Origin of the sequence: Hamadaea flava (assembly GCF_024172085.1) — a bacterium.
GTDB lineage: Bacteria > Actinomycetota > Actinomycetes > Mycobacteriales > Micromonosporaceae > Hamadaea > Hamadaea flava.
Genome location: NZ_JAMZDZ010000001.1, coordinates 4,127,949 through 4,153,507, shown reverse-complemented (window position 1 = coordinate 4,153,507; position 25,559 = coordinate 4,127,949). Strand labels below are relative to the sequence as shown.

At 69.5% G+C, this 25,559-nt stretch carries 23 protein-coding genes; 14 read left to right on the top strand and 9 right to left on the bottom strand.

The window, feature by feature from the left end; all coding sequences use genetic code 11:
- Window positions 1–207: 207 nt before the first annotated feature.
- The 5 genes from HDA40_RS19480 (at window position 208) to HDA40_RS19460 (ending at window position 6,448) form a co-directional block, all read left to right on the top strand.
- Complete coding sequence (locus HDA40_RS19480; protein ID WP_253757909.1) at window positions 208–1,275, top strand: ABC transporter permease; 1,068 nt, start codon at window positions 208–210, stop codon at window positions 1,273–1,275.
- A gap of 117 nt (window positions 1,276–1,392) precedes the next feature.
- Window positions 1,393–3,147, top strand: a complete 1,755-nt coding sequence (locus HDA40_RS19475) for an ABC transporter substrate-binding protein (protein ID WP_253757907.1) — start codon at window positions 1,393–1,395, stop codon at window positions 3,145–3,147.
- Window positions 3,148–3,309: 162 nt separating this feature from the next.
- Window positions 3,310–4,314: an ABC transporter permease gene (locus HDA40_RS19470; protein ID WP_253757905.1), complete on the top strand. Its 1,005-nt coding sequence runs from the start codon at window positions 3,310–3,312 to the stop codon at window positions 4,312–4,314.
- Between the two features lie 2 nt (window positions 4,315–4,316).
- Window positions 4,317–5,372 (top strand): ABC transporter ATP-binding protein, encoded by a 1,056-nt coding sequence (locus HDA40_RS19465; RefSeq protein WP_253757903.1) that lies wholly within the window; start codon window positions 4,317–4,319, stop codon window positions 5,370–5,372.
- The gene (locus tag HDA40_RS19460) at window positions 5,369–6,448 is read left to right on the top strand and encodes an ABC transporter ATP-binding protein (RefSeq protein ID WP_253757901.1); all 1,080 of its coding nucleotides are present in this window, start codon (window positions 5,369–5,371) and stop codon (window positions 6,446–6,448) included. Before HDA40_RS19465 ends, HDA40_RS19460 begins: the two co-directional genes overlap by 4 nt.
- 80 nt (window positions 6,449–6,528) lie before the next feature.
- Here HDA40_RS19460 and HDA40_RS19455 read toward each other — a convergent pair whose 3' ends face one another.
- Window positions 6,529–8,406: a prolyl oligopeptidase family serine peptidase gene (locus tag HDA40_RS19455; RefSeq protein ID WP_253757899.1), complete on the bottom strand. Its 1,878-nt coding sequence runs from the start codon at window positions 8,404–8,406 to the stop codon at window positions 6,529–6,531.
- A 118-nt stretch (window positions 8,407–8,524) separates the two neighbouring features.
- On the opposite strand from HDA40_RS19455, the gene mshB reads away from it, so the two are divergent.
- From mshB to HDA40_RS19440, 3 genes are all read left to right on the top strand, one after another.
- On the top strand, window positions 8,525–9,385 hold the full coding sequence (gene mshB / locus HDA40_RS19450) for an N-acetyl-1-D-myo-inositol-2-amino-2-deoxy-alpha-D-glucopyranoside deacetylase (protein ID WP_253757897.1): 861 nt from the start codon (window positions 8,525–8,527) through the stop codon (window positions 9,383–9,385).
- A complete protein-coding gene (locus HDA40_RS19445; protein ID WP_253757895.1) occupies window positions 9,382–9,753 on the top strand; it encodes a hypothetical protein in 372 nt (123 codons plus the stop codon). The genes mshB and HDA40_RS19445 overlap by 4 nt, the downstream gene beginning before the upstream one ends.
- Window positions 9,754–9,851: 98 nt before the next feature.
- Entirely contained in the window at window positions 9,852–10,307 is a 456-nt protein-coding gene (locus tag HDA40_RS19440; RefSeq protein ID WP_253757893.1) for a hypothetical protein, read from the top strand.
- On the opposite strand, the gene HDA40_RS19435 is transcribed toward HDA40_RS19440, so the two are convergent.
- A complete protein-coding gene (locus tag HDA40_RS19435) occupies window positions 10,304–11,320 on the bottom strand; it encodes a GNAT family N-acetyltransferase (RefSeq protein WP_253757891.1) in 1,017 nt (338 codons plus the stop codon). The genes HDA40_RS19440 and HDA40_RS19435 overlap by 4 nt on opposite strands.
- 69 nt (window positions 11,321–11,389) lie before the next feature.
- Between HDA40_RS19435 and fdxA the strand changes: the two genes are divergently transcribed.
- Both fdxA and dapC read left to right on the top strand, forming a co-directional pair.
- Complete coding sequence (gene fdxA, locus HDA40_RS19430) at window positions 11,390–11,716, top strand: ferredoxin (RefSeq protein WP_253757889.1); 327 nt, start codon at window positions 11,390–11,392, stop codon at window positions 11,714–11,716.
- Window positions 11,717–11,718: 2 nt separating this feature from the next.
- On the top strand, window positions 11,719–12,828 hold the full coding sequence (dapC, locus tag HDA40_RS19425; RefSeq protein ID WP_253757887.1) for a succinyldiaminopimelate transaminase: 1,110 nt from the start codon (window positions 11,719–11,721) through the stop codon (window positions 12,826–12,828).
- Between the two features lie 73 nt (window positions 12,829–12,901).
- On the opposite strand, the gene HDA40_RS19420 is transcribed toward dapC, so the two are convergent.
- The 6 genes from HDA40_RS19420 to dapD form a co-directional block, all read right to left on the bottom strand.
- Window positions 12,902–13,921 carry a prephenate dehydrogenase gene (locus tag HDA40_RS19420; protein WP_253757885.1) on the bottom strand — a complete coding sequence of 340 codons (1,020 nt, stop codon included), beginning with the start codon at window positions 13,919–13,921 and terminating at the stop codon, window positions 12,902–12,904.
- A gap of 104 nt (window positions 13,922–14,025) precedes the next feature.
- The gene (locus HDA40_RS19415; protein WP_253757882.1) at window positions 14,026–14,964 is read right to left on the bottom strand and encodes a prephenate dehydratase; all 939 of its coding nucleotides are present in this window, start codon (window positions 14,962–14,964) and stop codon (window positions 14,026–14,028) included.
- A gap of 147 nt (window positions 14,965–15,111) precedes the next feature.
- Window positions 15,112–16,107, bottom strand: coding sequence for an aldo/keto reductase (locus tag HDA40_RS19410; RefSeq protein WP_253757880.1), 996 nt, complete (start codon window positions 16,105–16,107; stop codon window positions 15,112–15,114).
- A gap of 34 nt (window positions 16,108–16,141) precedes the next feature.
- A complete protein-coding gene (locus HDA40_RS19405; RefSeq protein ID WP_253757878.1) occupies window positions 16,142–17,431 on the bottom strand; it encodes an AAA family ATPase in 1,290 nt (429 codons plus the stop codon).
- Window positions 17,424–19,694, bottom strand: coding sequence for a hypothetical protein (locus HDA40_RS19400; RefSeq protein ID WP_253757876.1), 2,271 nt, complete (start codon window positions 19,692–19,694; stop codon window positions 17,424–17,426). Before HDA40_RS19400 ends, HDA40_RS19405 begins: the two co-directional genes overlap by 8 nt.
- The gene (dapD, locus tag HDA40_RS19395; protein WP_372502892.1) at window positions 19,695–20,621 is read right to left on the bottom strand and encodes a 2,3,4,5-tetrahydropyridine-2,6-dicarboxylate N-succinyltransferase; all 927 of its coding nucleotides are present in this window, start codon (window positions 20,619–20,621) and stop codon (window positions 19,695–19,697) included.
- Window positions 20,622–20,641: 20 nt separating this feature from the next.
- Between dapD and dapE the strand changes: the two genes are divergently transcribed.
- Both dapE and HDA40_RS19385 read left to right on the top strand, forming a co-directional pair.
- Window positions 20,642–21,727: a succinyl-diaminopimelate desuccinylase gene (dapE, locus tag HDA40_RS19390; protein ID WP_253757871.1), complete on the top strand. Its 1,086-nt coding sequence runs from the start codon at window positions 20,642–20,644 to the stop codon at window positions 21,725–21,727.
- Between the two features lie 183 nt (window positions 21,728–21,910).
- Window positions 21,911–23,404, top strand: a complete 1,494-nt coding sequence (locus HDA40_RS19385) for a DUF4407 domain-containing protein (RefSeq protein WP_253757869.1) — start codon at window positions 21,911–21,913, stop codon at window positions 23,402–23,404.
- Between the two features lie 115 nt (window positions 23,405–23,519).
- On the opposite strand, the gene HDA40_RS19380 is transcribed toward HDA40_RS19385, so the two are convergent.
- The gene (locus tag HDA40_RS19380) at window positions 23,520–24,254 is read right to left on the bottom strand and encodes an LOG family protein (protein ID WP_253757867.1); all 735 of its coding nucleotides are present in this window, start codon (window positions 24,252–24,254) and stop codon (window positions 23,520–23,522) included.
- A gap of 112 nt (window positions 24,255–24,366) precedes the next feature.
- Here HDA40_RS19380 and HDA40_RS41585 point away from each other — a divergent pair, with 112 nt between their 5' ends.
- Window positions 24,367–24,495, top strand: coding sequence for a hypothetical protein (locus HDA40_RS41585; RefSeq protein WP_275978266.1), 129 nt, complete (start codon window positions 24,367–24,369; stop codon window positions 24,493–24,495).
- On the top strand, window positions 24,488–25,210 hold the full coding sequence (locus HDA40_RS19375; protein WP_253757865.1) for a DUF3152 domain-containing protein: 723 nt from the start codon (window positions 24,488–24,490) through the stop codon (window positions 25,208–25,210). Before HDA40_RS41585 ends, HDA40_RS19375 begins: the two co-directional genes overlap by 8 nt.
- Window positions 25,211–25,559 lie beyond the last annotated feature (349 nt).

The window sequence follows — 25,559 nt, the reverse complement described above, 5'->3', positions numbered from 1 at the left end:
GGAGAAACAACCGTCACAGGGCGGCCTGGCAGGGCAGCTTACAGCACGTCAGAAGGTTGCGGCGGTCAGCCCATCCGTGACGGGGTTGTTATCGAACTGATGTTGAGCAGCCTTCACGACGGCGTTTCTTGCTACTACCGTCCCCTCAGACACTTGGGGCAGCACATCCCCGGGTGCGCTGCAACCTACGTATGAGGAGATGGGCGCATGAGCGAGCCGAACCCGCGTGGCACCGAGCCCGCGGCCCCCGCGGCCGACTCCAGCGCCGTGGGCGTGCTCGACGTCGCGGCCACGGAAGAGAGTGCGAAGACCCCGAAGGCGATCATCGGCCGGTCACCCGGCCAGCTCGCCTGGTCGCGACTGCGTCGCGACCGGACCGCCCGGGGCAGCATCTGGGTGCTGGGCTTCTTCATCCTCATCGCCATCCTGGCCCCGCTGATCGAGAAGATCTACGGCCTCGGTCCCACGGTCAACAGCCCCGACCTGCTGGACAACAACGGCCTACCGCTGGGCTACTTCGGCGGCATCGACTTCTCGACCAACAACCCGTCGGGCCACATCCACATCCTGGGCGTCATGCCGCAGACCGGCTGGGACCTGTTCATGCAGTTCGTCTACGGCGCGCGTACGTCGCTGATCGTCGCGTCCCTCGCCGCGATCCTCTCGGTCGCGATCGGCGTCGTCCTCGGCATCGTCGCCGGCTACCTCGGCGGCTGGGTCGACCAGGTCCTCAACTGGTTCTTCGACTACATGCTGGCCTTCCCGTTCGTGCTGATGGCGATCGCGATCATCCCGATCGTCAACACCCACCTCGCCGACTCGAGCGGCTACGTCTCGGCGCCCGAGCGCATGCTCACGATCATCGTCGTCTTCTCGGTCTTCGGCTGGATGAGCACCGCCCGGCTGGTCCGCGGTCAGGTGATCTCGCTGCGCGAGCGGGAGTACGTCGAGGCCGCCCGCGCGGCCGGCGCCGGTCGTGGGCACATCATGTTCAAGCAGATCCTGCCGAACCTCTGGGCGCCGATCCTGGTGACGTTCTCGCTGGCCCTGCCGGCGACGGTCACGGCCGAGGCGGCTCTGTCCTTCCTTGGCATCGGCGTGGAGCAGCCGACACCGGACTGGGGCCGGATGATCAACCACAGCATCGGTTACATGCAGTCCGGCGACCTCGCCTACCTGATCATCCCGGGTGTCTCGATCTGGGCCCTGGTGCTCGCGTTCAACCTCTTCGGCGACTCCATGCGAGACGCCCTCGACCCGAAGTCCAACCGCTGATCGATTCGCTGATCGCAACGCTGAGTTCTCGGCGGAGAACTTCGGTCCACAGTCGTCCCGGCCACCGACGGATACCCCTCCACGTGTCCGGGCGTAAAATGGGAAGGAGAAACCCTAGTGCGAAACACCCTCAAGGCAGTCGCCATTGGCGCGCTCGCCATGGGCGTGGCGTTGAGCGCAGCCTGCACGAAGAACACCGGGGGCGGCACCCAGAACGAGACGGCGAAGAAGCAAGCCTTCGTCGTCGACTTCAAGGGTGAGGCCGTCACGCCGGCCGCGGACGTCGAGGGCCACACCACGGGTGGCAAGATCACCGTCATTCAGGACGGCGATTTCGAGCACCTCGACCCGCAGATGATCTACGTGTCGAACGCGCTCTCTTACAGCCAGCTGTTCCACCGCACGCTGACCGGTTACATCGAGTCGCCCAAGGAGGGCGAGCCGCTGAAGCTGGTCGGCGACCTGGCGACCAACGCCGGTGAGACCACCGACAACGGTAAGACCTGGAAGTACACCCTGCGTGACGGCGTCAAGTTCGACGACGGCACCGCCATCACCTCCAAGGACATCGCGTACTCGATCTCGCGTTCCTTCGGACCGCGTGGTGCGCAGGGCCCGCAGTACCTCCAGGCCGCCCTGGACAAGAGCTACGGCAAGGACGGCGGCTACGCCGGCCCGACCGCGGACAAGCCGTACGCCCCGGGCGTCAGCACGCCGGACGACAAGACCATCATCTTCACGTTCGACGCGCCGCACACCGAGCTGCCCTTCCTCCTGGCGTTCCCGACCTCCACGCCGGTTCCGGCCGCGAAGGACACCAAGGAGAAGTACGAGACCCAGTTCGTTTCGTCGGGTCCGTACAAGACCAAGGAGTACGTCCCGGGCACCAAGCTGGTTCTCGAGAAGAACCCGAACTGGGACCCGAAGTCGGACCCGATCCGTCACCAGTACGTCGACCAGTTCGTGATCGACATGACCGGTGACGCGAAGGCGCAGACCGACCGGCTCACCGCCGCCGCCGGCGACGACGCCGCCTCCGTGATGATCGACAACGTTCCGCCGGACACCATCCCGCAGGTCAAGGGCAACGCCGAGCTGATGAAGCGCGTGGCGACCGGCCCGAACCAGTACGTCTACTACATCAACATCAACACCACTCGGGTGACCGACGTTGACGTGCGGCGTGCGCTGAACTACGCCTTCGACCGGGACGCCTACCTCAAGGCCGTCGGTGGTTACGACATCGCCGACCCCGCCTCGACGATCCTGTCGCCGGTGGTGCCCGGTTACAAGAAGTTCGACGTCTACCCGTCGCTGCCGGACAACCACGGCGACGTCGAGAAGGCGAAGAAGCTCCTCGAGGGCAAGACCGTGCCGAAGCTGACCTTCTGCACCTCGAACACCACGGTGAACCAGACGGTTGCCGCGGTCATCGTCGAGGGCCTCAAGCGGGCTGGTTTCGACATCACCACCAAGTTCATCGAGCGGGCGAACTACTACACCACCATCGGTGTCAAGGGCGTGGACTGCGACCTGATGACCTCGGCGTGGGGCCAGGACTGGTCCGACGCTGAGTCGACCCTGGGTGTTCTGATGGACGGTTCGAAGATCGTTCCCGAGGGCAACAACAACTACTCCTACTTCAACGAGCCGACCATCGTGGCCAAGCTCAAGGAGCTTCGTGAGATGACCGACCGCGGTGCCGCTTCCGAGCAGTACGGCCCGCTGGACGAGCAGATCATGAAGGACTACGCCCCGGTGATCCCGCTGCGCTACGGCCGTAACTTCTCGATCTACGGCCCGAAGGTCGGCGGCACCTTCGTCAACCAGTTCAGCCAGTTCGACGTCCTCGGCGCCTACGTCAAGTCCTGACCTCGGTCAGGTTTGATCCAGGCGCTCCGGTGACGAGCTGAACGGCTCGTCACCGGGGACCGAGAATCACCACGCACCACCCGTGGCGGGCGGTCGACGGCCGCCCGCCACGGTCCAGCCGCGATCCGGCTGCACGGTGACTCCTCCGGAAGGCCCATCCCCATGTTTCGCTTCTTCGTCAAACGGGCACTCCTGGCCGTCCTTACGCTCTTCGCGATCTCAGTGACGGTCTTCGGCCTGTTCTTCCTCGGCCCCGCCGACCCGGCGGCGACGATGTGCGGCACCAAGGCATGCACCCAGGCGCAGCACGACAAGATCGAGCAGTCGCTCGAGCTCGACAAAAGCCCGGTGACGCAATACGCCAACTACATGAAAGGCGTGTTCGTCGGCCGGGACATCGGCAGCGGGCCGGACAAGATCGAGTGCCCCGCGCCCTGCCTGGGCATCAACTTCCGGACGTATGAGAAAGTCTCCGACATCATCGGGCGTACGCTGCCGGTCACGTTCAGCGTCGTGCTCGGCGCGGCCGTCATCTACGTGCTGTTCGGTACAGCGCTCGGGATGACCTCCGCGATCAAACGCGGCTCCCTGCTGGACCGCATCGCCGCCGGCACCGCCCTGACCTTCGCGTCGACCCAGATCTTCTTCCTCGGCTCGCTCATCTTGGCGATCTTCGTCTACAACCTCGGCTGGCTGCCCAGAGCGCAGTACATCAGCCCGTTCGAAGATCCGCTCGGCTGGATCGGCGGCATGATCACGCCGTGGATCGCGCTCGGCCTGATCAACTCGGCGAGCTACTCGCGATTCTCGCGGGCGCAGATGATCGAGACCTTGAGCGAGGACTACATCCGCACCGCCCGGGCCAAGGGCCTGAGGATGAAGGCGGTGTATCTCCGGCATGCTTTGCGGGCCGCGATCACTCCGATCGTGACGATCGCCGGCATCGACATCGGTGGCCAGCTCGGCGGCGTGGCGATCACCGAGACCACCTTCAGCCTTCCCGGCATGGGCAAGACCGCCGTCGGCGCGGTCTTCGCACAGAACCTGCCGGTGGTCATGGCGACGGTGCTCTTCGGTGCGGTCTTCATCGTGCTGTCCAACGTGATCGTCGACATGCTGTACGCCGTTATCGACCCGCGGGTCAAGCTCGGCTCTTCCGGGAGATGACAATGACTGCGAACGAGTCCCCCTACCTCGAGGTCGAAGACCTGCAGGTCCGTTTCCGCACCGAGGACGGCCAGGTCCAGGCGGTCAACGGCGTGAGCTTCTCGGTGGAACGCGGCAAGACCCTCGGCATCGTGGGCGAGTCCGGCTCCGGCAAGAGCGTCACGAGCCTGTCCATCATGGGTCTGCACAACCCCAAGTCGACCACCATGAAGGGCAGCATCAAGCTGGGCGGGCAGGAGCTGATCGGGCTCAACCAGGACCAGCTGCGCAAGCTCCGTGGCCGCGACGTCGCCATGATCTTCCAGGACCCGCTGACCGCGCTGCACCCCTTCTACACGATCGGGCGGCAGATCGTTGAGGCGTACCGGATCCACCATCCGGACGCGTCGAAGGCGGTCGCCAAGAAGCGCGCGATCGAGATGCTCGACCGGGTCGGCATCCCGCAGCCGGACCGCCGGTTCAAGCAGTACCCGCACGAATTCTCCGGCGGTATGCGACAGCGCGCGATGATCGCGATGTCCCTGGTCAACGACCCCAACCTGCTCATCGCGGACGAGCCCACCACGGCTCTCGACGTGACGGTGCAGGCGCAGATCCTGGACCTGCTGGAAGACCTCCAGCGTGAGTTCAACTCCGCGGTCATCCTGATCACGCACGACCTCGGTGTCGTGAGCCAGGTCGCCGACGACGTCCTCGTGATGTACGGCGGCCGGGTGGCCGAGTTCGGCACGGTCGAGCAGATCATGCGGTCGGCCCAGCACCCCTACACCTGGGGCCTGCTGGCCAGCATGCCGTCGCTGCACGGCGACCCCGACGCGGATCTGCTGCCCATCAAGGGCAACCCGCCGAGCCTGCTCAACATCCCGTCCGGCTGCGTGTTCCACCCGCGGTGCGCGTACGCGATGTTGAACGGCGGTCCGTGCGACGTCGACGTGCCGCGGCTGCTGCCGTTGGCGCTGGCCGACGAGCCGGGCCACACGGTCGCGTGCCACCTGCCCGAGCGGGAGCGCAACCGGACGTACCAGGAAGAAATCGCGTCGGTGGGAGTCGCCCAGTGAGCACCCAGGTGATCGAGCAGCGTGGCCCGCAGGGCCAGAGTTCCGCCGAGCCGCTGCTGAAGGTGGAGAACCTGACCAAGCACTTCCCGGTGCGGGGCAGTGGACTGATCGGCGCCAAGCAGGTCGTCCGCGCGGTCGACGGGGTCTCGTTCGAGGTCCGTCCGGGTGAGACGCTCGGCCTGGTCGGCGAGTCCGGCTGTGGCAAGACCACCACAGGACGCATGCTGGTCCGGCTGTTGGACTCGACCGAAGGCAAGATCACCTTCGAGGGTCAGGACATCACCCGGGCCCGGGGTTCGAAGCTGCAACGGCTCCGCCAGGACATGCAGATCATCTTCCAGGACCCGTACTCGTCGCTGAACCCGCGTCACACGGTCGGCAAGATCGTGGCGATGCCGTTGCAGGTCAACGGGATCAACCCGCCCGGCGGCGTGAAGAAGCGCGTCCAGGAGCTGCTGGAGCTGGTCGGTCTCAACCCCGAGCACTACAACCGCTTCCCGCACGAGTTCTCCGGCGGTCAGCGGCAGCGCATCGGCATCGCCCGGTCGCTGGCGCTCAACCCGAAGATCATCGTGGCGGACGAGCCGGTGTCGGCGCTCGATGTGTCGATCCAGGCGCAGGTCATCAACCTGCTGCGCGATCTTCAGCGGGACATGGGCCTGGCCTTCGTCTTCATCGCCCACGACCTGTCCGTCGTCCGGCACTTCTGCCAGCGCGTCGGCGTGATGTACCTGGGCAAGCTGGTCGAGATCGGCTCGCGTGAGCAGATCTACGAGCGGCCGGCGCACCCGTACACGAAGGCGCTGCTCTCGGCGGTGCCCGACCCGGCGCACATCGGCGAGTCGGCGGGCCGGATCCGCCTGGTGGGCGACGTGCCCACCCCGATCAACCCGCCGTCCGGCTGCCGATTCCGGACGCGCTGCTGGAAGGCCCAGGACATCTGCGCCCAGCAGGAGCCGCCGCTGACCATCAAGTCGAGCGGTTCGCTGGGGGCCTGCCACTTCCCCGAGGAGGGCATCCTGATCGAGCAGGAAGACTACTCCGACGAGGTCGCCACCGGCGCAGACGAGCACTGAAGCACCACCAAATAGATGGAGGGCGGGCACCCCAGGGGGCCCGCCCTCGCCCCTTCTCCGGGGCTCCTTTCCGCTCCTGTTCAGGAGTGCAGCAGGGCGTCCAATGCGGATAGTTCGACGTCGATCGGAGCGTCGGCGGCGATTTCGCGTACGCGCACCGGCAGGTCACGCAGTTCGTGATGCAGCCAGACCTCGGAGTTGTCGTCGGGGTTGCCCAGGTACCGTTCGGCCAGCACCGACGGCAGAGTCGTCCAGGCGCGTACGGGGTCGCGGACGACCGCGCCGTGGAAGGTCTCCGGCCGGTCCGCCACCGCCCGGGCGGCCAGCCAGCCGCCGACGCCGGTGCCCCGGAGCAGCACGTATTCCAGGTCCAGGTCGGGATCCTTCGCGCCCAGTTCGTGCACGGTCTCGGCCAGGTCGGCCACGACGAGGTCGACCAGCCGCCGGTGCACCACCTTCTCGAAGCTCGGCGCGATGCCGGCGCTGCCGCGAGTGTCGACCGCGACCACGGCGTACCCCGCTTCGGCCCAGCGCTGCCGCAGCGCCCACGCGTCGGATCTGGCCAGCACGCTCTGCCCGCCGAGTCCGGTCGCCAGGTCGAGCAGCACCGGCAGCCGCCGTCCGACCAGGTGACGTCCCGGATAGAGCACGCCGACCGGCAGTCGCCGATCGGTGACGCGGTCGAGGACCGGGCGGGGGAGATCCGCCGGCTGAGCTGTGTCCTTTCGGCCGGCGGCGGGGTCGCCGAGGACACCGACCTGATGTCCCCGCCGCAACACCAGCCAGTGCGTACCGGGGTGGTCCAGGCCGGCCGAGCCGATCACCATCGTCTCGCCGCCGCATTCGCCGGTGTGCCAGCCGGGCTCGTGGGTCAGCCGCTGGGCGGCCATCCCGCCGCCCCGGCCCAGCGCTCCGCGTACGCGGTAGAGGTGCTGTTCGGCGGGGTCGGTGCTCGCCTCGATCAGCAGGTCGCCGAGTTCGTTGTCCAGAGCTGACTGCGCTCCTGGCGTCTCGCGCGAGCGCTCCCCGGCGCCACGTCGGGGTTCGGTCGGCGGCATCCCGGAGAAGGCCGGCAGCCCGGGACCGAGGCACATCGGCCCGATCCGGCCGACGACTCGGCGTACGTAGAGGTTGGGCGGGGTGAGCAGGGTGCCGTCGGCGAACAGGCACCGTGAGTCGTAGCTCTCGTGGGCGATCTCGCTGCCGACCAGTACGCGGCCGTCCGGCAGGTGTAACGGCGTGCCGTCGACCGTGCGGACGAACCGGGGATCGGAGAGTTCCGCGTGCACCTGGGTCTCCCCGGTACGCGGATCGACCGCGAGCACGAGCCCGTGGTTCTGGCCTCGGCGCAGCACGGTCACCAGGGGTGGCCCGTCGAACCAGCCGGCTCCGGCGACGTAGGGGTAGACCCAGCGGTCCCAGTGCACGTCGACCCAGCCGCCGTCGAGTTCCAGCAGATGCAGCGAGGTGCTGCGCGGGCCGTCCGTACGCGTGGCGAGGATCGCCGATCCGTCGGGCGCCCACCACCAGCCGCGGTTCCGGCCGAAGCCGATGGCGTCGTCGTCGACTTCGCCCCACCGCACCGTCGGGCTCTCCTCGCCGGCCAGCAGCACCGGGGACGGGGCGTCGCTGTGCGCGCCCTCCATGAGCACGTGCAGCGCCTGCCCGCGCCGGTACGCGATGTGCCGCCCGGTCGGGTCGGGCTGTGGCTGCTCGCCCTCGACGCCGAGGTCGACGACCTCGGGCTCGCCGGTCAGGCGTACGCGGTGCAGGCGTCCGTGGCGGGCGAAGACGGCGACGGTGGCGTGCAGATCGCAGGCGTACGCCCCGACCTCGTCGGCGACCGGGCGAAGCGCGCCGGTGGCCGTGTCGAGGACGCAGAGGCGCTCGCCGAGCAGGTACGCCACCCGCTCGCCGTCCCGCCCGACGACGATGCGCCGGGGTTGAAGGTCCGTCACACCATGAAGCGTATTCATCTGACTGTTCGATTCGTGGTGGTTTGGCGGTTTGCCTAGACAGAATGCACCACGCCTCGGCACCAGCGGGGCGGACGCGGCCGGGCGTTAGAGTTGCCCGGTGGATCGCAGCATTCTGTTCGTGCACGCTCACCCGGACGACGAGTCGATCGGCACCGGGGCGACCATGGCCCACTACGCCGCCCAGGGCGCTCGGGTGACCCTCGTGACCTGCACCCTCGGGGAGGAGGGCGAGATCCACGTGCCCGCCCTCGCCCAGTTGGAGGCGAGCCAGGCCGACCAGCTCGGCGGCTACCGGCTGATCGAGCTGGACCGGGCGTGCGCCGCGCTGGGCGTGGCCGACCACCGCTTCCTCGGCGGCGCCGGGCGCTACCGGGACTCCGGGATGATGGGCACGCCCGCGAACGAGCACCCGCGCTGCTTCTGGCGGGCCGACCTCGACGAGGCCGCCGGTCACCTGGTCGAGATCATGCGGGAGACCCGGCCGCAGGTGCTGGTCACCTACGACGCCAACGGCTTCTACGGCCACCCCGACCACATTCAGTCGCATCGGGTCGCCATGCGCGCCGCCGAACTGGCGCGGGCGGAGGGCTTCGGCCCGGCCAAGATCTACTGGGGCGCGATGCCGAAGAGCGTCCTGGAGGCGGGACTGGACGCCTTCAAGGACTCCTCGGACAACCCCTTCGGCGAGGCCACGAGCGTCGACGACATCCCGTTCGGCACCCCAGACGACGAGATCGCCGCCTGCGTCGACGGCACCGACCAGCACGAGAAGAAGGTCGCTTCGCTGCACGCGCACGCCACCCAGATTCCCGATACCTCCTGGCTCTATTCGATCGCCGGCAACTTCGGCGACGAATTCATGGGTGTGGAGTACTACACGCTGGCGTACGGCGAGCGCGGTCCGGGCGACGGCGCGCACGGCTGGGAAGCGGACTTGTTCTCGGGCTTGGACGCATGATCGAGTGGCTCACCCGGATCTACGGGGCGGTCGTCGCCTTCCTCCTCGGCGCGCTGACCGCGATCTTCGAGGTCTTCTACAGCAACCTGCGGGTCGGCTCGGTGCTGGTGCCCGCCACGATGCTCGTCGCGTTCGCGGCCAACTTCGGGCTGACGTGGTTCGCCTGGTACACCGTGGACAAAACCTGGGCGCCGGTCTTCGCCATCGTGCCGTGGTGCGTCGTGATGGTCGCCGCGGTGACCGAGCGGCCCGAGGGCGACTGGCTGATCCTGCCCGACAATTGGGCGGGTGCGCTGGCGGTCGTCGCGGGCATGGCCGGCTTCGCCACTCCGTTCCTGCGCCTGGTCAAGCCACGTCGGGTGGTCTGAGAGCGGAAAGTCGGCGTCCAGCTGCCCTTGAGACCCCTGGTGTATCTTCCGGCGACGGCGTATAAGGATCACGTCGGAATGTGCGCGCGGGAGGCGGAATGGCGCAGAGGTGGAAGCGGATCGGCATCTTGGCCGGAGCGCTCTTCGCGATCAACTTGGCGGGACGGCTCGTCTCGAAGTTCGTGCTGGAGGAGAACTCCAGCAAGCAGGATCTCGTCCCCATCGTCGGGCTGAGCGCGATCGCGTTGGCGTTCGCGGTCCTCGCCTTCCTCTGGGGACGCAGCCGGCCGATGGGCGCGGTCGCCTTCGACCTCGCGATGGCGGCGGTCGTGTCCTGCGCCCTCATCGTGCTGGCCGGACCGCTCATCATCGGCGAGGGCCCGTTCAAGATGGGCGCGGGCGACTTCTTCGAGCAGATCTGGCAATACGCCGCGATCGCGGTCGGCGCCTCGCTGCTCGGTGGGCTGCTCCTCGTCGCCACCGGTCAGGACATCCGGACCAAGCAGCTCCGCCAGTTCGCGCGTACCGCGAAGGCGAAGCCCAAGCGCGTCTAACGCCGCTGCCGGAGGCGATAGCGCAGGTAGCTGTGGTGCGTCGTGAAGCCGAGCTTCGCGTACAGTGCCTGCGCGGCTTCGTTCGTCGACTCCACCTGCAGGAACGCGTGGCTCGCGCCGTGCTCGCGACCCCACCGCGCCAGCTGCCCGACGACCTGTTGGGCCAGCCCGCGGCGACGGGCCGCGGGCACGGTCTCGATCGCGAACAGCCCGAGCCAGCGTGCCCCTTCGTCGTCGGCGTGACCGGCGGCGGTGACGGTGCCACGACCCATCGCGAGCAGGTCGCCGCTGACTGCACTCCTGGCGGCTCGCCCAAGAGGCTCCCCGGCGTCCGCGTACTCGCAGAAGGCAAGCGTGGGGACCGCGGTCAGGACGTGATGCGCGGCCTCGGGCAACGGTCCGCGCCGTCCTTCGATCAAGGCGAGCGCGGCGGGTGACGGCCGCGCGGACAGCGAGCCGACGGCGTCGGTGGCCGCGATGAGCTGGTCGAGGTCGATGGTCTGGACGTGCACGGCGCATTCCTCGTGCCAGCCCGCCTTCAGCAGCTCGCGCTGGACGGTAGCCGCGAGCGGCAGTGGCACGTCTACCTGCGGCGGCAGGTCACGCTCGGTGTAGAACGCCACCACCTGCTCGATCGCCGCGCTGAGCGGCACGCCCGGGTCGCCGACGGGCAGCGCGGAGTTGGCCCGGCCGGTGTAGCCGCCGGCGGCGCGCAACCGCCAGTCGCCCAGCCACGCCAGCTCCGCAGGGGGCCAGGCGCGCGTGGCGGCTCGCTCGACCTCCGCGATCTCGCGGGCGGTCGGGCCCCGGCGCGCGGGCACCGGCTTCGCACGATGGATCTCATCCACTGGTACGCGCACCGCACCGGCGGAGGTGAGAATCACGACTTCGGCGGGCGTGATTTCGGTTAGCTCGCCCAACAAATCGGTATAAAGGGGGCGTTCACCCGTCTGGACCCGTCTCCGGACGACTACCCGAGATCCGATGTCGCGCGCACTGAGGGCCAGCACCATCGACCACCTCCCGGGCGCGATACTAAGCTGTCGGTGGCTGCCCGCCATCGCCAGCTGGAAGGACGACCCGTGACCTACATCATCGCCGAGCCCTGCGTCGACGTCCTCGACAAGGCGTGCATCGAGGAGTGCCCGGTGGACTGCATCTACGAGGGCAACCGGATGCTGTACATCCACCCCGATGAGTGTGTCGACTGCGGTGCCTGCGAGCCGGTCTGCCCCGTCGAAGCCATCTTCTACGAGGACGACGTTCCCGAGCAGTGGCGCGACTACACCCCGGCGAACTACGAGTTCTTCAACGACCTCGGTTCGCCCGGCGGTGCCTCGAAGATCGGCAAGATCAACGCTGACGCCGCATTCATCGCCGGCCTGCCGCCGCGAGGCGAGGGACACTGAGCATGAGCCGGGCGAGCGCCGGCCGCCGTTCACCGGCCGCCGGGCTGCCCGACGTGCCCTGGGACCGCCTGGAGCCGCTCAAGGCGGTTGCCGCCGCGCATCCGGACGGGCTCGTCGACTTGTCGATGGGCACCCCGGTGGACTCGGTGGACCCGCTGCTCCAGGCGGCGCTCAGCGGCGCGGCCGACTCGCCCGGCTATCCGCTCACCGCAGGCAGCGTGGCGCTGCGGGACGCGATGCTCGCCTACGTCCGGCGTTACTGCCGGGCCGGCGGCGAGCTGGGGGTCCTGCCGACGATCGGCTCCAAGGAGCTGGTCGCCTGGTTGCCACGCTTTCTGGGGTTGGGCCCGGGGGACACCGTCGTCATCCCCGAGGTCTGTTACCCCACCTACGAGGTCGGCGCGCTGCTGGCCGGGACGACCGTCGTCCGGGCCGACACGCCGCCTGCCGAGCCCGCGGCGTTGGTCTGGCTGAACTCGCCGGGCAACCCGCACGGCCGGGTCGCCACCGTCGCCCAGATGCGCGCGTGGGTGGCCTGGGCCCGGGACTGCGGCGCGGTCATCGCCTCCGACGAGTGCTACCTCAGCCTGCCGTGGGAACAGACGCCGGTCTCGATCCTCGATCCCGAGGTCTGTGACGGGTCGGCAGCCGGCCTGCTCGCCATCCACTCGCTGTCGAAGCGGTCGAACCTGGCCGGCTATCGGGCGGGCCTGGTCGCGGGCGACCCGGAGTTGGTCGCGGACCTCCTCCTGCTGCGCAAGCACGCCGGGATGATCGTGCCGGCTCCGGTCCAGGCCGCCATGGTCGCCGCACTGGGCGACGAGGCGCACGCCGACCGGCAGCGGGAGATCTACCGAGCCCGTCGCGGGGTGCTGCGGCCGGCACTGGAGAAGGCCGGCTTCCGCATCGAGCACTCGACGGCCGGCCTGTACCTGTGGGCCACCCGCGACGAACCCGGTCTGCGAACGGTCGGCTGGCTGGCCGATCGGGGCGTCCTGGGCGTACCGGGCGAGTTCTACGGCCCGGCCGGAGAGCCTTTCGTGCGGCTCGCGCTCACCGCGTCCGACGAACGCATCGCGGCGGCGGCCGACCGCATCCTCGCGCTTCCCTAATCGGCTCGCGATTCGTGCTTTTCATGATCATGGTCATTTCCGTGGTGTCATAGCAACCGGAAATTGACCATGATCATGGAGTCGCCGGCTTCAGCACGGCATACGTGACGCGATCGCCGTCGATCTGGCAACCGGTGACGCAGCCACCGGACGCGCCCAACTCCAAGAGGTAAGTGAGCTCCTCGTTGTAGCTTTCGCCGGCGGTGAACGTCCGGGACGCGGGTTCGGTATGCCGGGCCAGCAGGTCCAGCCGGGCGTGCCGCCCCTCGCTCAGGCAGCTCAGCAGGCGCTCGGCGTCCCCAGCGACGACGGCGTCCACGAGATCGTCGAGGGCCGATCGGACCAGCCCGATCCGGCGCGCGATCGCGGCCCGGTTGTTGATCAGCATGTCCGTGGTGCGGGCGCTGGGCGTACCGGCGACTCGGGTGCCGTCGGAGAAGCTGCCCGCGGCGAGACTCAGCACCGCCGCGCGAACGTCGGACCGATCGGTGGCCGTCGCCAGCGCACCGGCCAGGATGTGCGGGATGTGCGACGCGAGCGCCACGATGTCGTCGTGAACGGTCGCGTCCAGCGGCACCACCCGCGCGTCGAACGACTCCAGGACGAGCCGGGCCAGCAGCCGGAACGCGGGCAGCCCCGGTACGCCGAGCGGCGTCAGCACCCACGGCGCCCCGACGTAGAGATCGGGCGTGGCGGCGGCGAGCCCCGCCCGTTCCGAACCCGCCATCGGGTGACCGCCGACGAAGCGACCGGCCAGCCCGGCCCGCTCCGCCGCCACCGCGACGGCCATCTTGGTGCTGCCGACGTCCGTGATCACGCAGTGCTTCGGAGCCGCGGCGACCACTTCGGCCAACCCGGTGGGCAGCGACGACAGCGGTCCGCAGAGAAAGACGACGTCCCGCCCGGCGAGGGCGTCGTCGAGCCGATCGGCGAACGCCAGCCCCAGATCGGTCCCGGTGGTGCGCGTACCGGGGTCGAGATCCCAGCCGACGACCTCGTGCTCGGTCTGGGCCAGGCGCCGGAGGACGGATCCGCCGATCAGACCGGTTCCGACGACGGCGATCCGGAGCGTCGGCAGCCCGTCACGTGCCATCGTGCTCCCTTGTCCCGTCTGTCACTCGTCATGAAGTCCTGCACAGGAGTCTTCCACCAGTTCGTCACGAGTATGCCAGCGCGGCGGTCGGTCTCGTGCCGAGCTTAGGGGCGGCCCGGGAACACCGCACTGACCTCGTGCAGATCCCGGAGCCCGAAGCTGCCCGCCGGCGCCGACAACGGCCGATCCGGCCGGGACGGCCGCAGCAGGTGGTCCGAGAGGAAGCTGCCCAGGAACTTGACGCGTACGCCGGTGTAGAGGAGTCCGTTGACCGCGCGGGCCAACCCCGCCGAGGTACGCGTGTCGGCCAGCGCCAGCACGAAGACGTACGCCCCGGCGAAGCCCGGCAGCGGACGCGACGTCAACGACAGGATGTTCACGCCTTGGTCGGAGAACTGGACGCAGACGTCGGCCAGGGTGCCGGGCCGGGTGGCCGGGGTGAGTGCCAGCAGCGTCTTCCAGCTCAGCCCCTCGTCCGGGGCGGGCAGGTCGGCCTGCCGACGCCGGGAACCCAGACACGCGAACCGGGTGACGACGCCGGGGTGGTCCTCGATCCCGCTGTCGACGAGGCTGACCGCGTATCGGCCGGCCAGGTCGGGGGCGGCGATCGCCAGCAGCCCCGGGTCGGCGGCGGCAGCCTCGACTGCGGCGGCCGTGGACTGGAAGACCCTCGTCGGCAGCCCGGCGGCGTTGACGTATCGGGTGCACTGCGCGAGCCCGTGCGGGTGGCTGGCGATGCCGGTCGGCGGCCCGGACGCCCCGGTGGCGCGGTACACGTGGAACGTGGTGGGCACCGAGATCTCGCGCAGGACGACGACGTCTCCGCTGCCGAAGACCAGCTGGTCGAGGCTGGCCGTGACGATCCCCTCGACCGTGTTCTCCACCGGGACGACGCCGAAGTCGCAGTCGCCCCAGCGGACGCGGTCGATGACTTCGGGCACAGTGGTGCTGGGCAGCAACTCGTCGGTCCGTTCCCAGAGCTGCGCCGCGGCCAGATAGGTGAACGTGCCCGGCGGCCCGAGGTACGCGATGCGCAAGGTCACTGGGACGGCCTCCCCGTGTTCCGGCCGATCTGGACGGTGAGGCTGTACGGTATCGCAACCGTCTATATGCCGCTAGACCAGGGTCTGCGCCCTGTGAAGGGCCACTCCGGAGCGGCCGCTCGCCCAGCGGCCGCTCCGAGCGGGAACTCAGGCGGCGTCGAGGTACGCGACCTGCGCGTCCGTCAGCGACGGCCCGACCGCCGGCACCGCGGAGTCGTACTGCGGCAGCGTCCGCGGGCCGATCAGGGTCACGAGGTCTTGCCGGAGCAACCAGGCCAGCACGACCTGGTTCGGGGTCGCCCCGACCTCGGCGGCGATCTTCTCCACAGCGGCGAACCGAGCGTCGGTGTCCGGTCCGGCGTACTCCGTCATGACGTGCGAGGTGGTCCGCTTCTCCGGGACGTCGTAGACGCCCTTCAAAATCGGCGAGTACGCCACCAGAGTCTGCGCGTGCCGCTGAAGGTAGTCGAGCTGGTCGTAGCCGACGATGGACGCCGACTCGGAGCCGGGCCGTGGGCGCAGGTACGAGTGCTGCTGCTGGACGGCGACCGGGGCCGGCCAGCCGTAACGGTCGCAGAGCTGCCGGATGCTCTCCAGCCGCCAGGTGCGTACGTTGGACCAGCCGAGGTGCTTCACCTTGCCGGCGGTCACGAAGCCCGCCAGCGTTTCGAGCGTCTCCTCCAGCGGCGTGGCCAAATCGTCGACATGCACGTAGTACAGGTCCACATAGTCTGTGCCCAGGCGTCGCAGGCTCGCCTCCAGCGCCGAGGTCAGCGCCGCTCGGGAGGCGCCGGCGAACTGCTGCCGGGCCTTGGCCCAGTCGGGCTCCTGCGGGTTCGACCACAGCCCGGGCAGGTCCCGGGGCAGCGCCGTGCCCTTGGTCGCGAGGAAGATCTCGTCGCGCCGCCCGGTCTGGGCGAACCATCGGCCGAGCAACTCCTCGCTCTCGCCGCCCTGCGACTCGGGACGGCTCCACCAGGCGTAACAGTCGGCCGTGTCGAGGAAGCTGCCGCCCGCGCCGTCGACGTAGCGGTGCAGCATCTCGACGGAGTCCGCCTCGGAGGTCGCCGTCCCCATCAACATGCACCCTAGGGCGAGCTTGCTGACCTGCGTACCGGTGTTTCCGAGTGTCGTTGTCTGCATGAGGGCGACGCTACGAGCTAGAGCGCGCTCAAGGTCAAGCTCGGAACTTCTCCAGATGGTCGAGGAACGACAGATTGGCCGCCCAGCCGTCGATCGGCGGCGGGTCCGACCCCAGCCAAACCGGCTCGGCGGCGGGAAACTCGTGCAGCTGGGACGCGATCCCGGCGCGCGTCACCACGATGCAGGCCTGGCGATGCCGGGAGGCGAGCACACACAGCCGCCCGGTCTCCAGATGGAAGGCGGTCGCGTCGCGGCGGCCGGACAGCGGATGCCAGACCAGCGTGATCTCGAACTGGCGGCCCTGCAGCCGATTGGCGGTGTCCACGGTGACCTGCGGCAACGCCGCCCGGTCCAAGGCCGCGCGGACATGGTCGCGCTGGTCGGTGTGCGCCACCCCGATCGCGATGTCGCGCGATTTCAGCCCCCGTGTGCGCCGCTCGTCGGCGGTCACGGCCGCCCCGGCGCACAGACCGCGGGCCAGCTCGACCAGGTGGGCCACCATCTCCGGATCAGTTCTCGGCTGGTACGCCGAAGGCAGTTCCAGCAGTCCCCAGCCGTGTTCGGCAGCGCTCCGCACGGCAGGATGCGCCGAGGCCGGGACTTCGAGACGGCGTACGCCCGGATCCACCCCGGCGCGGAACGGCCGGACGTAGAAGGCGTCGGACACCACCGGCGCGGTGTGCGGAGCCAACCGCCAGCTCACCGGCAACGGGACGATCGGCGTACCGGGGTGATGGCGGAGCACGACCCCGGCGGCGGTGGACAGCGGCCAGGCCGACAGCGACCGCACGGTGTGCTCGTCGGCGACGGTGAACGGGGAGAGCTGACCGGGGTCGCCGACCAGCAGCAGGCGGTCGAACAGGTCGCCCACGCGGACCAGCGCTGCCGCCGACATCTGGTACGCCTCGTCGATGATCCCCAGCTCGAACGTCTCACCCGGGCTGAACGCCCATTTCGCGGCGGTCGCGACGACGATCGGGCAGCCGGCCAGCTCGGCGAGCTTGGCGCTGGTGCGTACGCCCCGGCGGGGGAATCCGGTCGGCGGTTCCCAGCCGCTGGCATGCAACCGGCCCACCTCGGCGGGCAGCCCGGCCTCGGCCAGCTCGCGGACCAGCCCGCCGACGAGGTCGTCCGCCTGGTCGTTGGTCTGCACCACCACCGGCACACGTACGCCGTCCGCCAGAAGCCGCCGGGTCAGTTCCCGGACCAGGGTGGACTTCCCCGCGCCGGGCGGGGAGTCCACGACGACCGTCCGCTCGCCGGAGGTGAGCAGCCGCCAGATCTCGTCGACCGCCCCCTCGTGCGCCGCCCGCGCCTCACTCACTCGCGCCACCGCCTTCCGCCGTCCCGGGCGTAGGCGGCAGATCACGGTTACGCATGCGAACCTGGGCCGTCGTAGCCTGCACATCCGTGATCTGCTGCTCATCGGCGGCGGGGTCGGCGGGAGCGTCGGCGGGGTCGGGGGAGGCGGTGCCGAACTGCCAGGGGAGCTGTTCGGGCAGCCGGCTCGGAAACGCGTCCTCTCCGCCGAACGGCGCGAACACGACCTCCTCGCCGATCTGGGGCAGCCGCCCGAGGGCGTTGCGCTGCACCGCGCCCTTCTGGACGAGCAGCTCGACGCCGCCCGGTTCGACAGCGGTCACCGTCACCATCACGCGGGGATCGGTGGCGAGCCAGAGTTGCGTCCCGAGCGGGCGGCCGAACTCCGCGTCGCTGTGCAGCCAGATGCGCGGACGCAGCAGCTCGCGCCCGGTCGGCGAGGCGAGCGTGTGCTCCCGGTCCACCTTGGACACCGTGCCGCTCAGGGCGTCCCCGCTGATCAGGTAGCCCGTCATGACCAGCGGATCGTCGAGCGCCATCTGCCGTTCGAGGGCGACCGTGCGGGTCTCCAGCTCATGCAGGAACCGGAACGCCGGTACGCCGGACAGCCGGGCGGCGACCGAAGCCGTCCCCTCGGCGACGCGCTCCCGGTGCCGGGTGAAGGACCAGCGATCGCGTTCCCACCGGTCACCGACGTGCGCGCCGATCTCGGGCAGCTCCGCCCGGACGAGTCCCAGCGAACGCCACGTCGCGGACCACGCCGTCGCCAACGGGCCGGAGACGGCCGCGGTGACCAGGCCGGGCGCGCCGAGCGCCGGCGCGAGTACGCCCGAGTCCCAGTGCGGGTCGGGGATCGGCCCCATCGGCACATCGTCGACCGTCTCCCCGAGCCAGGACAGCAGCGACGGCAGGTGAACATCCTCGGCGGGCAGCTGGCCGGTCGCCCAGTGCGTCGTCAGCACATCCGTCATGGCGGTCGTCACCGACGACCCGGGCAGTACGCGCCGCGACCCGAACCAGCTCAGATGCTGGGCCGCGAGGTCCTCGGAGCCGCGCAGGTAGCGGGCGAGCAGGTCGGTCAGCCACTGCGCGGTCGCGCTGTTGGGCGTGATCAGCTGCGGCGCGTCGACTGCGCACTCCACGACCGTCATGTCCCGCCGGACGATCGGCTCGACCGCCGCAAATTCCTCCACATAGGAACTCAGATCGGCGGCGAACTCCCGCAGGAGGGCCAGCCGCTGCTCACGGTCCCGGGGCTCGGCGGCGACGAGGAGCTTGCCGTCCTCGGGTGATGTCCCATAGTGGAGCGCCAGCACCGCAGCGGGCTCGCCGGCCAGGTGATAGCCCACCACGACCAGCGGTCTGTCGTGCAGATGGACGTGGCGGCGGGTGGTGCGGCGTACCGAGCGGCCGTCGCGCATGGCCTGCAACCGTTGCCGCACACCGAGATCCGGCGGCGGGTCGAGCAGCGCCTCGTCCACCGTGCCGCCGACGACGTTCGCCACCGCGCTGCCGAGACGCGCCACTCGCCGTTGCTCGACCAGTTCCCCGGCGCACGCCCCCATCATCGGGCACTGCGGGCAGCCGTCGCCGAACTTCGGGCGCAGCTCGCTCCACTCCGGCGCTTCGCCGCCCCACTCCAGACCCGTCGACAACGCCCGCACGCGGGCCACCTGGGGCGCCACGTCGAGCACGGCGGCGGTCGGGCTCAGCCCGAAGTTCTTCGGCAGCACCAGGAGGGTACGCGTAGAGCAGCGCCCCACTTCTGGGAGTTGGGAACGCAGCGCCACGATCTCGACCGCCAGCTCCCGCGACGTGGCGGCGACCTTGGCCGGATCGGCGACCTCGCCGACCATCGCATAGGTGCGTACGCCGACGAGGTGCAGCGTCTCCCCGGAGACCACGAGCAGGCCGTCGGTCTCCAGGCCGCCACCGGGCCAGCCGAGTCGCTGCGGCCCCAGGATGTGCAGCCGGGGCGTCCGGTCGGCGAGACAGCTCGCCAGATCGGAGGCCACTGCGCCGGCCACCTCGATGCCGAGATGTCGCTGAATCAGGTCGCGGAGTTCGGCGTATCCCTGGCTCTTGAGACGGGCCTCGAATTGCGCGGACCGGGCGAGGGCGAACGGCGATTGACCGACCTCCTCGCCGCCGAGCGAGACGGCGAGCGAGTCGAGGTCGACGCCGGTGGCGACGAGCCGTGAGCGGCGCTCACACCCGGGGGTGGCCAGCAAGCCGGCCACCCCTCGTGGGGTGAGGGAGTCGACCACCTAATTGCTGTGGAGCGCCGAGTTGAGGGTGATGCCGTGGCCTTCGCGCGGCGTGGCCTCCAGCGCGCCGGTGACCGAGTTGCGCCAGTAGCGGATGCCGCTGGAGCCGGACAGGTCGCGGGCCTTGACGACCCGGCCGTCCGGCAGGGTGATCTTCGAGCCGGCGGTGATGTAGCAGCCGGCCTCGACCACGCAGTCGTCGCCGAGCGAGATGCCGATGCCGCCGTTCGCGCCGAGCAGGCAGCGCTTGCCGATGGAGATGATCTCCTTACCGCCCCCGGACAGCGTGCCCATGATCGACGAGCCCGCGCCGATGTCGGAACCGTCGCCCACGACCACGCCGGCGACGATCCGGCCCTCGACCATGCTGGTCCCGAGCGTCCCGGCGTTGAAGTTCACGAATCCCTCGTGCATCACCGTGGTGCCCTCGGCCAGGTGGGCGCCGAGGCGGACACGGTCGGCGTCGGCGATGCGGACCCCGCTCGGCACCACGTAGTCGGTCATCCGGGGGAACTTGTCGACCCCGTAGACCGCCAGGTGCCCGCCGGCCGCCCGGACCTCGAAGCGCAGCTCGTCGACCCGGTCCACCGGGCACGGGCCGAGGCTCGTCCAGGCGATGTTGGCCAGCGCGCCGAAGATCCCGTCGAGGTTGGCCTGGTGCGGCTTGACGATCCGATGCGAGAGCAGGTGCAGCCGCAAGTACGCGTCGGCGGTGTCGGCCGGCGACTCGGCCAGGCTGCCGACGACCGTCTCCACCTGCACGACCTTCAGATCCAGCGGCTTCTGGACGTCGGTGGCGTAGGCCGGCTTCGGGCCGGGCGCGCCGAGGCCCAACTGCCCGGCCGGGTACCACACGTCGAGAACCTGCCCGTCGGCGGTGACGGTGGCCAGGCCATGACCCCAAGCTGCGTCATCGAGTCTGCTCACGGTCACCTAGGCTACCGGTCATGGCTGACGTTCTTACTTCAGAGGTGCTCGCCGACCCCGTGGCGTTGACCCGCGCGCTGGTCGACATCGAGTCCGTCTCGGGGAACGAGAAGGAGATCGCCGACGCGGTCGAGGCAGCCCTCCGTACGTGCGCCCACCTGACCGTGGAGCGGGTCGGCCACACCGTCGTCGCGCGTACGCAGCTGGGCCGGTCGTCGCGGGTGGTGCTGGCCGGACACCTCGACACCGTGCCGATCGCGGGCAACTTCCCGTCGCACCCGTCCATGACCGCCGAGGGCGTCGAGCTGATGTGGGGCTGCGGGACCTCGGACATGAAGAGCGGCACAGCCATCGCCCTGCATCTGGCGATCACCGTCACCGAGCCGAAGTTCGACGTCACCTACCTCTTCTACGAGGCCGAAGAGGTCGAAGCCGTCCGGAACGGCCTGTTCATCCTCTCGCAGCAACGCCCGGAGCTGCTGGCCGCCGACTTCGCGATCCTGCTGGAACCCACCTACGGCGTCGTCGAGGCAGGCTGCCAGGGCACCATGCGTGTGATCGTCAGCTCCGAAGGCAAGCGCGCGCACTCGGCCCGGTCGTGGCTCGGCGTCAACGCCATCCACGCCGCCGGGGAGATCCTCGCGCGGCTGTCCGCGTACCGGGCGCGGGAAGTCGAAATCGACGGGTGCCTCTATCGGGAGGGCCTCAACGCGGTCGCCATCACCGGCGGCGTGGCCGGCAACGTCGTCCCCGACCGCTGTGAGATCGAGGTCAACTACCGGTTCGCCCCGTCGCGGTCAGTCAACGAGGCCCTGGAACACCTGGTCGACGTCTTCCACGGCTTCGACGTGAAGCTGACCGACTCCGCCCCCGGCGCCCTGCCCGGCCTCACCCTGCCGCCCGCGGCCGCGTTCATCGCCGCGACCGGCACCACACCCGCCGCCAAACTCGGCTGGACCGACGTGGCCCGGTTCTCCGCGCTGGGCGTACCGGCGCTGAACTTCGGGCCGGGCGACCCGAACCTCGCCCACAAGGTGGACGAACACGTCGAGATCGTGAAGATCGTCGAATCCGCCACCACCCTCCGCACCTGGCTCTCCCGCTAACCCCCAGCCCCGTGTTTTCCGCGTGATCATGAACTAACGGTCGTGATCGACCGGTGTGTCGTGTCCCCCCGGCCCTGATCACTCCCGCAGGTCGATGATCGACAACGGTCGCGCCAACCAATCGACCGTCGTTGAGCGTCTTCTCCGGTGCGGCCCGCTGCGGCCGCCGGACGAGGGGGAACGATGGGGGAGAACGCGGAACGCGGCGAGGAACCGGAAACTGTGGAGGTCCCGGCGAAGCCGGAAGCCTCAGAGACCCAGAAGTCGGCGGCCTCAGAGACCCAGAAGCCGGAAGCCTCAGAGACCCAGAAGCCGGAAGCCTCAGAGACCCAGAAGCCGGAAGCCTCAGAGACCCAGAAGTCGGCGGCCTCAGAGACCCAAGGGCAGCAGGCGAAGCCGGAACGCGCGGAGACCCGGGAGCGGCCGAAGCGTCGCGTACCGGTGCCGCCGCCGCTCAACCTGGGCCGGCGCCTGCGTGCACTGGCCGGAGTGGACGAGAAGCTGCTGGCGTACGCCCCGCAGGAGCGAGCCTGGTACACCTCGCTCGGCGGCGTCGTGCTGGGGACGGCGACGATCGCCGCGTTCTCGATGTGGTTCGCGATCACCCAGGCGGTCGGGGTCACCAGCGGCTGGGCCGTCATCCCGGTCCTGGTGTGGTTCTTCTTCATCCTCAGCGTCGACCGCTGGCTGGTCTCCAGCCGGATCGGCGGCGAGGGCCGCAAACGTCTGCCGGTGCTGTTCATGCGGATCGGCATGGCGGTCCTGTTCGGCATCATCATCGCCGAGCCGCTGGTGCTGCGGGTCTTCCAGACGGCCGTCGAACAGCACATCCGGGACGAGCGAGCCGCACAACTCGCCGACCTCGCCGGGCGGCTCAAGAAGTGCAACCCGGCGCCCACCGCGCCGGACGCTCCGCCGCCCGCCGGATGCACTTCGACCGACGTGCTCTCGTTCGGCCAGACCCCGGTCGCCACGACCCAGCAGCTCGCGGCCGTACGCGCGGACGCGGCCGAGCTCAAGGCGCAGGTGACCGCCGACGCCAAGCGGTACGCCGAGCTGAACGAGCTGGCCCGCCGGGAGTGCAACGGGACGAGGGGCGCCGGGCTCACCGGCCGGGTCGGCGAGGGGCCGAACTGCCACCGGCTGCGCGGCGAAGCCGACGAGTACGCCAAGACGCACCGCATCGCGGCGAACACCGCCCGGCTCGGCGTACTCGGCCAGCAGATCTCCACATTAGAAGGTGCGGCCCAGCAGAATCAGGCGGCGTTCGAGCAGGAGCGCGGTCGGCAGATCGCGGCGCGAGTGGAGCAGGCCCGCAGCCACCAGGGTCCGATCGGTCTGCTGGAACGGCTGGGTGCGCTGCACGAGCTGGCGGGGCTGAACATCACGCTGGCCTTGGGGATCTGGGCGGTACGCCTGTTCTTCATCTTGGTGGACTGCATGCCGATCCTCGTGAAGTACGTCGGCGGCACCACGACCTACGACCGCCTCGTCGACCAGCGACTCCGGTACGCCGAAGCCACCTTCGAGCACGATCTGGCCCACGAGATGGACGAACGGGCCGCCGTGCTGCGCAAACGCCGAGCCGAGATCGACCTCGAAGTGCTGGAGCACAAGGCATTCCTCGGCGACCGGCTGAGCGCAGCCGCCGACCGCCTCGACGGCACCCGCCGTTGATCAGGGCGGCGTGGGAACGATCAGGGTCGCAGGGACACGACACACCGGTCGATCACGACCGTTAGTTCATGATCACGCGGAAAACAACGGGGGGCGTGGGGGAGAGGGAGTCGGGCTAGGGGGCGGTTTCGCTGGTGTTCACGATGTGGTTGACGGCCTCGTCGACGTCGTCCGTCAGCATCATGAGGTCGAGGTCCTCCTTGCTGATCTTCCCCTCGCCGAGCATCGTCGTACGCAGCCAGTCGATCAGACCGCCCCAGTACGACGTCCCCATCAGCACGACCGGGAACTGTGTCACCTTCCGGGTCTGGACCAGGGTGAGCGCCTCGAACAGTTCGTCCATCGTGCCGTATCCGCCGGGGAGGACGACGAAGCCTTGGGCGTACTTCACGAACATGGTCTTGCGCACGAAGAAGTAGCGGAAGTCGATGCCCAGTTCGACCCAGTCGTTGAGGCCCTGCTCGAACGGCAGCTCGATGCCGAGGCCGACGGACAGGCCGCCGGCTTCGGCGACGCCTTTGTTCGCCGCTTCCATCACGCCGGGCCCGCCCCCGGTGATGACTGCATAACCGGCGCGGGCGAGTGCGCCGCCCAGTTCGTAGCCCAGTCGGCATTCGGCGCTGTTCTCTGCGCTGCGCGCGGATCCGAAGACGCTGACCGACGGGGGCAGGTCCGCCATCGTCTCGAAGCCTTCGACGAATTCGCTGAGGATGCGCAGCGTCCGCCACGCGTCCTTGGTCTTCCAGTCGGGCCGGCCGCGCGAGTCGAGCAACGCCTGGTCAGCGGTGCTCGACCGGGTCACCGAGCCGCGGAGGGTCACTGCTCCGGAGTGGCGTTCTCGGTTGCTCATCTCAAGAACTTATCCCGCTAAGTGTCAGCTAACCGCATCCGGCGCGTCGGGCAACCAAAAGCGGTTGCCGACCGCTTTAAATGGGTACAGCCTGGCGGTGGAGGGGACGAGAGTGCTGAGCCGGACCGAAATGCTGAAGCGGCGCGCGGCCATGCGGCAGCGCATCCGCGTCGTCGTCGCGCAGCGTCGCATCCCGGCCGTGCCGGTCGAAACCCCCGCCGAGCCCGAGCCGCGTGACTGACAAGTCCCGCGCGCTGGCTCTCGCCCTGTTCGCGCTGGTCCTTCTCGCATTCCTCGGGTACGCCGCCGGCCGCGCCCGGAATCCGGAAAGTGCGTCTGGCGTACCCGTGGTGGAGAAGAGCCGGTCTGCCGCGGCGCCGGTGGTGACCGTGGCGGCCCGCCAGACCTCGGGTGGGCCGAAGAGCGGGACCGGGAAGTTCGTGATCGCGCCGGGCGACGGTCCGGTGGTGGGCCGTGGCCTCGTGCACGCCTACCAGGTCGCGGTCGAGACCGGTGCGGGGCTGGCCGCCGCCGATTTCGCGACCGCGGTCGAGGCGACGTTAGCCGATCCGCGGAGCTGGACCGCCCGCGGCCGCTGGGGTTTCCGGCGGGTCGGGCCGGGCGAGCCGCACCATTTCGTGGTGAAGCTGGCGACGCCCGCGACGGTCGACAAGATCTGCGGCGCGGCCGGCATCCAGACGAGCGGCGAGGTCTCCTGCCGAGCCGGCGGCAATGTGGTGATCAACCTGCGCCGCTGGTTGCTTGCGATCCCCCCGTACGCCGGCCGTCTCCGGGACTATCAGCACCTCGTGGTCAACCATGAGGTCGGCCACTTTCTCGGGTTCGGGCACGCGGGCTGTCCCGGCCGGGGCCGACCGGCGCCAGCGATGATGCCGCAGTACTACGGCCTGGACGGGTGCGTCCCGAACGCCTGGCCGTACCCGCAGTCGCGCTGACGACACGGGCGGGTTCAACGGATTCTTCCTGCGACGACGGAATCAGTTGGCCTGAAGGTCTTGTAACCGATTCCGGAGTGCTATTGGATGTCATAGGTCCGATCGGCCCGGTCTCCGCCATGCCTGGGCCGATCGGGCTTTTGCGCGATTCCTCCTTTGCCCCTTTCGCCCGCCTTGTCGGGGCGGCCTTTTCGCTGCGGATCAGGGTTACGCAGGCGATCTTGGCTGGCTGAGGCATGCGTGACCGTGATCTGCATGAGGACCCCGAATGCCGGGCGCGGCGGCGACGGCGGGCCGGGGTCCGTCGGCGCGTCGCACCGCCGTGGTTGCATATAGCCGTGACCCGGCG